This is a genomic window from Psychrobacter sp. 5A.1, from assembly GCF_030407455.1.
GTDB lineage: Bacteria > Pseudomonadota > Gammaproteobacteria > Pseudomonadales > Moraxellaceae > Psychrobacter.
This window is the reverse complement of the sequence record NZ_JASDDJ010000090.1, coordinates 1-7,346: the sequence shown is the minus strand read 5'-3', so window position 1 is coordinate 7,346 and position 7,346 is coordinate 1. Positions and strand designations below refer to the sequence as shown.

The window sequence follows — 7,346 nt, the reverse complement described above, 5'->3', positions numbered from 1 at the left end:
GTCTAATGCTTATTTATCTTTGGGGATAATCTATATTGTGCTTCTCACGTAGTTTTTGACGTAGCACTTTACCGACATTGCTTTTGGGTAAATCGCTAACAAATTCTATGTGGCGTGGACATTTATAACCAGTCATATTGTCTAAAGCAAACTCCATAATGACTTCTTTGGTGACATTATTGTCTTCAGGGACCACATATATTTTGACGGCCTCGCCTTGATGGTCATCAGGAATACCAATCACGGCACAATCAACAACGCCATCACAATCGAGCATAACGGACTCAATCTCATTCGGAAAGACGTTAAAACCTGAGACCAGAATCATGTCTTTCTTACGATCCAATAGCTTAATGAAACCTTGTTCATCCATGCTGACGATATCACCAGTACGGAAATAACCATCACTCGTAAAGTCCTCACTACTATCTTTGTTGAGATATCCAGAAGTGATATTAGGGCCTTTGATGCACATCTCGCCCCCTTCATTGACTTTTACCTGCTTACCGTCTTCATCGATAATGATGACATCTATACTAGGCACAGGTACACCGATAGTACCGCTGAATTTGCGATTGGTGATGATGTTGGCCGTACCCACAGCGACCCCTTCGGTCATACCCCAACCTTCAATCATGGCACAACCCGTGGTTTCAAGCCAGCGTGTGGCTGTTTGTTCAGTTGCTGCCATACCTCCAGCCTGTGAAATACGTAGTGAGCTAAAATCCAAGTCTTTAAAGTTTGGATTGTCCAGCAACCCTTTAAATAAAGTATTAACCGCAGGGAATATGTGGAACGGTTGTTTTGAGAGGGTTTTTACAAATCCAGGAATATCACGCGGATTGGGTATCAATATGAAAGTGTAGCCTGAACGCATACCGATTAAGCTAAGCATGAAAGCGAAAATATGATAAAGGGGCAAAGCCATGACCATATTGATATAAACTTCATGAATCTCTGAAGTGATTGGTTTGGTCCATGCTTCTGATTGCATTGCCGCGGCTACGATGTTTCGCTGAGATAAAATAGCCCCTTTAGAAAGCCCTGTCGTACCACCTGTATATTGTAAAAATGCTTTTTGATCCAAGGACATTTTTGGTGGTTTGAACGGTAGGTTTTTGCCTTTCTTCAATACGTCGGGGAATTTGGTGACATTATATTTAGGATCGTTAAGATTGTATTTAGGCACCAAGCGTTTGACTTGACGAATAATCGTATTGACTAAGATACCCTTTAGTCCCATCATATCGCCCATTTTTGATATCACGATACGCTTGATACTGGTCTCTTCGATGACCTGCTCAAGCGCTTGGGCAAAGTTATCTACGACAAAAATGGCTTGGGCGCCAGAATCATTCAGTTGATGGCGTAGCTCGCGCCCTGTATATAGAGGATTGACAGGGGTGCAAACATAGCCTGCACGCAAAATCCCAAGCATTATTGGCAGATACTGAGGTATGTTTGGCATCATCAGTGCGACGACGCCACCTTGTGGTAGGCCTTGTGCTTGTAGCCATGCCGCCACTGCGATTGAGGCCTTATCAATATCATTATAAGTATGTGTCACCCCCATGCAAATACTTATCGGATGACCACGGAAGCGTTCAAAGGTTTCTTCGTACAGCTCCATGATGCTGCTGTATCTATCGGGGTTGATGGTCTTTGGCACACCAGCGGGATATTGAGAAAGCCAAGGTTTGTTCTGCATCATGATTAGCATCCTTGCAATTTAATATGGGTTAAAGTTTTATAAGAAAGCAGTCATAGGTAGATCAACATTACAAACCAGCACTAGCTCGATCAGCAGGTTACTGTGTTCAACAACATCCTTGTCTATTGATTAACCACTCTCTTTTGTTGCCGTTATAGTCAGTCTTATAAAAATCCGCGACGGCAGTAGACTCATTCAATCTATTATGGGTAGGCCTTTTACTTGCCTTGCTGGTCTCTACACTCTCTTGGACTGACTATAGGTCTCTTAGTTGCTTTTAGGATACGTAACTGAGCAGCTATGTAACTGAGTAGCTATGTAACCCATTGACTAACTAAGTGGAATAAATGAACAGACCGCTTGGTAACGAAGATAACATCCGTTCTAAGCATCTTTATCTGTTATAGGCAACTAGGGCATCAAAAAAAACGATACATTCGAGCAATACATTAGCATGAAAACGCCTTAAAACAATCCCCGTAAATGAGACTGAGCAGTACATAAATTAAACTAAAAGATATAGATAGAATGTGATTTAGAAAAAATCCGTAATCAGTATAAGGTTGATGACTTGGCAAAGTATGAATGTCATAACGGCTAAGGTGAGACGAATTGCTCGTTTTTATTGAAGAAACGTCGATAGATAAGTAACGCATTGATGGTACAACCAAGCGTGCTGCTCACACATATCAAGAACATAGTGACTATTTGATAGCGGATGGCTTGAGTAGGGTCAGCACCTGCCAGTATTTGGCCAGTCATCATCCCAGGCAAGCTGACAATGCCGACTACCAGCATAGAATTCAAAGTTGGGGTCATGCCATTAGTAATGGCTGAGCGTATTTGTTCGTGTACCGCTTCGAACGGCTTAGCAGATAGACTGAGCATCATCTCGATACGTCCTGATTGCTCATGGAAAGAGTCAATCAGCTGGTTACTCGTCAATGAAATGGCGGTCAAAGAATTGCCTAGAATGAGACCCAATATAGGAATGATGAATTGCGGTGTGTACCAAGGCTTCACGTTTAAAATGGCTATGATAGCTATTGCTGTGACTAGTACTGCTGAGATACCCACCGCTAGCAAGGTATCTGTCAATAGACCTTTATAACTGCGTTTGACGCGGTTTTTGGCTGCACTTCCTGCAATGAGGGTCATGACGGTCAGAATCATTAATACTTCATACCACTGCTCACGTGCAAAAATCCATGCCAGTATTAGCCCAATAAAGCTCAGCTGAACGACCGTACGGATGGCGGCGATTAATAGTGTTTTGGTCAGCTGTAAGCGTAACCGCCAAGAAATGACAAGAACGATGATCATTAAGCTGCTGGCAAGGGCAATATCACCATAAGTGAGAAATATTTGCATGTCGTTCGTACCGCTCATAAGGGCTTATTGTGGAAGTAATTTCAGTAGTAATATAAGGTGAGGAATGAGGTTATCACCGTGCTAAATTTCTGAGCAACTGCACGACGACTTAATCATTTGATTAAAGATTCCCGATCAAGATTTTTTTTAAGAGCCTGTTAAGATGCTGTTAGGAGTCTGCAGTGAGCACACCTGCTTGCATATGCCAATGCCTATGGGCTAAAGGCATGATGTCTTTGGTGTCGTGAGTCACCCATAATAATGTGCGCTGTGACTCTGCCTGTAACCAGCGAATGAGCAAATTCACCAGTTGCGCTGAAGTGTCAACATCTAGGGCAGCTGTCGGCTCATCCAGTAATAATACCTGAGGATTCAATTGTAGCAGGCGCAATGTATTGACCAGTTGGCGCTCACCCCCAGACAGATAATAGGCCTCTTGCTGCAAAAATGCTGTGCTGCGATCTAAATAGGCAAGCTGAGCAATATGCCAGTCTATATCAAAAGCCTGAGACTGGTGAGCTTGTAGGTGATAAGGCATTTGTAAGTTTTTAAGCACACTACCTTCCAACAGCTGTGGATGCTGGGCGAGTAGGGCAACGTGCGCGCGCCACTGTATGGGTGCAGTCTCATGGATATCATGATAAACAGGATTGTTTGGCTTGTCCTTACTACGTAAACAGACAGTACCGCTGCTCATAGGCAATAATCCTGCCAGCGCTCGCAGCAGTAATGATTTCCCGCTACCAGAGGCCCCTGTTAAAACGGTCACTTGCCCTGATAATAGTTTGCCATTTGCCCCGCTGATCAGCGCTCGATCATGAGTTATTGGCTCTTTATCAATTGCGCTGCTTTTCGTTAGCTTACTGGCCCACTTTTGATAGACATCATATGGGATAGAGGTTTTTTTCTGTGTCTCGTTACTATTTTTAATACCATGAGTACTTATGGTCCGTGTGCTATGTACCCAAAGATCATCAAATTCAAGCAAGGGCCTCTCATTATCAGTACTCATAGAGTCTTATGGCTGCCCATTCATTTGCTCGTTAATGGCTTGTTCGATGGCATCGTGTAGCTTTTTTGGCACACGAATAGGGCGCATCGGTGTGGTCGTCATGGCGGTATTAGGCGTATCGGCATGTGATTTGCCATTAGGTATCGGTTCTGGTCTGACTTGGTTTTGTACACAGGCAATGACGATTTTGGTACTGCTTAATAAATGAGCATTGGCTCTTTGGGTCGTCCCATTATCTGCTGTGTTGCGATGAATGCTTTGATAAAATATGATGCTGGCAGGTTTTAGCTCAACTTTATCGATACGTACATTGATTATCTCATCTAACAGAATGGCTCTCTTATATTGTAAGTCCGCCTGACTGACAACGAAGTGTTGTATTTCACCATTATCAGTCTGCAAAAAATACCCATTTAAGCCCAGTTTGGTAAACCAATCGCGACGGCAATTTTCAAAAAATACCAAATGATTGGCGTGATAGACTATACCGCCAGCATCAGTATGGTTAATATAGACGTTATAATCTTTAGCAAATAGCGGTGCGATGTCGTCACTCTTGGTTGATGTTGTATTTTTTTGCGTCATGGTTGTCATAGTGATGCTCAATATTTCTAATAAGTTTTGTTGAATAAAAGTGTTTCAGATAGCCCAATGATAGATAGTGCTTATAATAAGAGTTACTCTAGCTCAAGATATCAGGCCATGCAACCGCTAGAACCGCTTACATTTGTTATCATAGTCGTTTATATTTTATCTGTTTATATCAGCGCTATATTCTCACCAATCAGTATAGGACAGTTTATGACCCGTTTTGTCAGTTTTAATGTCAATGGTATCCGCGCTCGTCAGCATCAGCTTGAGGCAGTGCGCGAGGTAATCGATCCTGATGTCATGGGGCTACAAGAGACCAAAGTTCATGACGATCAATTTCCGCTTAGCGATATCGAAGGTCTGGGCTACCACGTAGAGTATTTTGGACAAAAAGGGCATTACGGTGTGGCGCTATTGTCTAAAGTTGCGCCTATATTTGTACAAAAAGGTTTCCCTGGCGAAGAGGAAGAAGCCCAAAAGCGCTTTATCCATGCACGCTATGAGTTTGAGGGGCAGGAAGTCGATGTGCTTAACGGGTATTTTCCGCAAGGAGAGAGCCAAGATCATCCAACCAAATTTCCGATGAAGCGCGCTTATTATGCCAATTTGATGGCTTATATTGATACGCTAAAGGCGGAAGGTCGTTCGATTATCGTGATGGGTGATATGAATATTGCGCCAGAAGATATCGATATCGGTATTGGGGAAGTCAATGCAAAGCGCTGGCTGAAAAGCAGAAAAACCTCGTTTTTGCCAGAAGAGCGCGAATGGTATGCAGCACTGATGTCGCGTGAGCTGACAGATACTTACCGTTTGCATTATCCAGAGAGCACAGAGCTATACAGTTGGTTTGATTATCGCAGCCGCGGTTTTAATGATGAACCCAAGCGCGGTTTGCGTATCGATCATATCTTATGTACCTCAGATCTAATCGATAAATGTAGCGATGCTGGTATCAGTTACGAGCTACGTGCCATGGAAAAACCGTCTGACCATGCACCGATTTGGTCAGCATTTGACTTAAAAAAACCGTGATACTGAGATGCAGTTAATGTTTTACAAATAACGATAAAAATTGAGAAATAAGGATTTTATTATGGCTGTTGGAAATGTATCAGTACCTGACATTATCTATCCAATTGATGGTATCAAACTCAGTGCGACGGCTGCAGGCGTTCGCTACAAAGACCGCGATGATTTAGTCGTCATCGAAATATCGGATAAGGCCACTACTGCGGTTGTGACCACTAAAAACACCTTTTGTGCCGCGCCTGTACGCGTATTGCGTGAGCACTTTGCTAAGGTCAGTCCGCGCTATTTGATCACCAATACAGGTAATGCAAACGCAGGGACGGGCGCTGATGGCAAACGCCGTGCCATTGAGATTTGTACGGCGTTGGCTGACAAGGCGGATGTCGATATCAATACGATATTGCCATTCTCTACTGGTGTGATTGGCGAGCCATTAAACAGTGATGCGGTTATCGCAGGTCTGGATAACGCATTGGCTAACTTAGCGCCTGATAGCTGGCTGGCTGCGGCTAATGGCATTCGTACGACGGATACCATTCCCAAACTTGCTAGCCAAAAAATTGATGTAGCAGGCACTCATTACCATGTCACTGGTATGTCAAAAGGCTCAGGCATGATACGTCCAAATATGGCGACCATGCTAGGCTATGTGGCGACGGATGCCAATATCACCGCTGACTTACTGCAAGAGATGCTAAGCGCAATCAATGAGCAGTCTTTTAACCGTATCACTGTCGATGGTGATACTTCAACCAATGATTGTTGTGTGCTAATCGCGACAGGTACTGCCAGCTCAGAGGTGATTGATAGCCCAGCGCATCCACATTATCAGCCTGTTTTGGCCGCATTGACCGAAGTGTTTGTACGTCTGGCACAATTGATTGTACGTGATGGCGAGGGCGCTACGAAGTTTATGACAGTCAAGGTCACTGGCGGTCAGACCACGCAAGAGTGCTGCGATGTGGCGTATGCCGTGGCGCATTCACCTTTGGTAAAAACCGCATTCTTTGCGAGTGATGCCAATTGGGGCCGCATTTTAGCAGCAGTGGGTTATGCTGGTATCGACGACCTAGACACAGAGCAAGTCGATGTGTACCTAGACGAGGTGATGATTTGTCAAAATGGCGGTGTCGCACCCAGCTATACAGAAGAGGCGGGCAAAGCAGTCATGAGCCGACCTGAGATTACCATTCATATTGATCTTGCACGTGGCAATGCCAGTGATACGGTATATACCTGCGATTTGTCATACGATTATGTCAAGATAAACGCCGATTATCGCAGTTAATTTCTTTGCACCAAACACAGATCTGAATATTTTTATCAAAGCCAGAACAGCATTTGTTCTGGCTTTTTAACGTCAACCCTCTATTAGTATCAAATTACACTGCTATTCAATACGTTTTATTAACATCAGTTGCAAAAGCTGACGTTACTTTACAAAGCAGTCACAGAGGGTAAGGTGAGTTGCGACCTATACTGGTCTCAGTAGGAAGTAGAGAGCCTTATGATGTTTTACTCATAACAGCATAAAGGGTTCGAAGCGATAAATGGCAGTAAGTACATATCACTAAGTGCCAGTAATTAAGTATTGATAGTTAAATATCAGTAGTGAAGTACAATAATTGA

Annotated in this window: 6 protein-coding genes; 2 read left to right on the top strand and 4 right to left on the bottom strand. The window is 43.5% G+C overall.

What is annotated here, in order from left to right:
- Positions 1-13: 13 nt before the first annotated feature.
- The 4 genes from QL982_RS13645 to QL982_RS13630 form a co-directional block, all read right to left on the bottom strand.
- Positions 14-1,711 carry an AMP-binding protein gene (locus QL982_RS13645; protein ID WP_290163888.1) on the bottom strand — a complete coding sequence of 566 codons (1,698 nt, stop codon included), beginning with the start codon at positions 1,709-1,711 and terminating at the stop codon, positions 14-16.
- Positions 1,712-2,308: 597 nt separating this feature from the next.
- Positions 2,309-3,100 (bottom strand): iron export ABC transporter permease subunit FetB, encoded by a 792-nt coding sequence (gene fetB / locus QL982_RS13640; RefSeq protein ID WP_290190398.1) that lies wholly within the window; start codon positions 3,098-3,100, stop codon positions 2,309-2,311.
- Between the two features lie 151 nt (positions 3,101-3,251).
- Positions 3,252-4,094 (bottom strand): ATP-binding cassette domain-containing protein, encoded by an 843-nt coding sequence (locus tag QL982_RS13635; RefSeq protein ID WP_290163892.1) that lies wholly within the window; start codon positions 4,092-4,094, stop codon positions 3,252-3,254.
- Between the two features lie 6 nt (positions 4,095-4,100).
- Positions 4,101-4,688 (bottom strand): thioesterase family protein, encoded by a 588-nt coding sequence (locus QL982_RS13630; protein ID WP_290163894.1) that lies wholly within the window; start codon positions 4,686-4,688, stop codon positions 4,101-4,103.
- A 207-nt stretch (positions 4,689-4,895) separates the two neighbouring features.
- On the opposite strand from QL982_RS13630, the gene xthA reads away from it, so the two are divergent.
- Together xthA and argJ are read left to right on the top strand one after the other, a co-directional pair.
- Entirely contained in the window at positions 4,896-5,720 is an 825-nt protein-coding gene (gene xthA / locus QL982_RS13625) for an exodeoxyribonuclease III (RefSeq protein ID WP_290163896.1), read from the top strand.
- Between the two features lie 61 nt (positions 5,721-5,781).
- Positions 5,782-7,005 (top strand): bifunctional glutamate N-acetyltransferase/amino-acid acetyltransferase ArgJ, encoded by a 1,224-nt coding sequence (gene argJ, locus QL982_RS13620; protein WP_290163898.1) that lies wholly within the window; start codon positions 5,782-5,784, stop codon positions 7,003-7,005.
- The last annotated feature ends 341 nt before the right edge of the window (positions 7,006-7,346 follow it).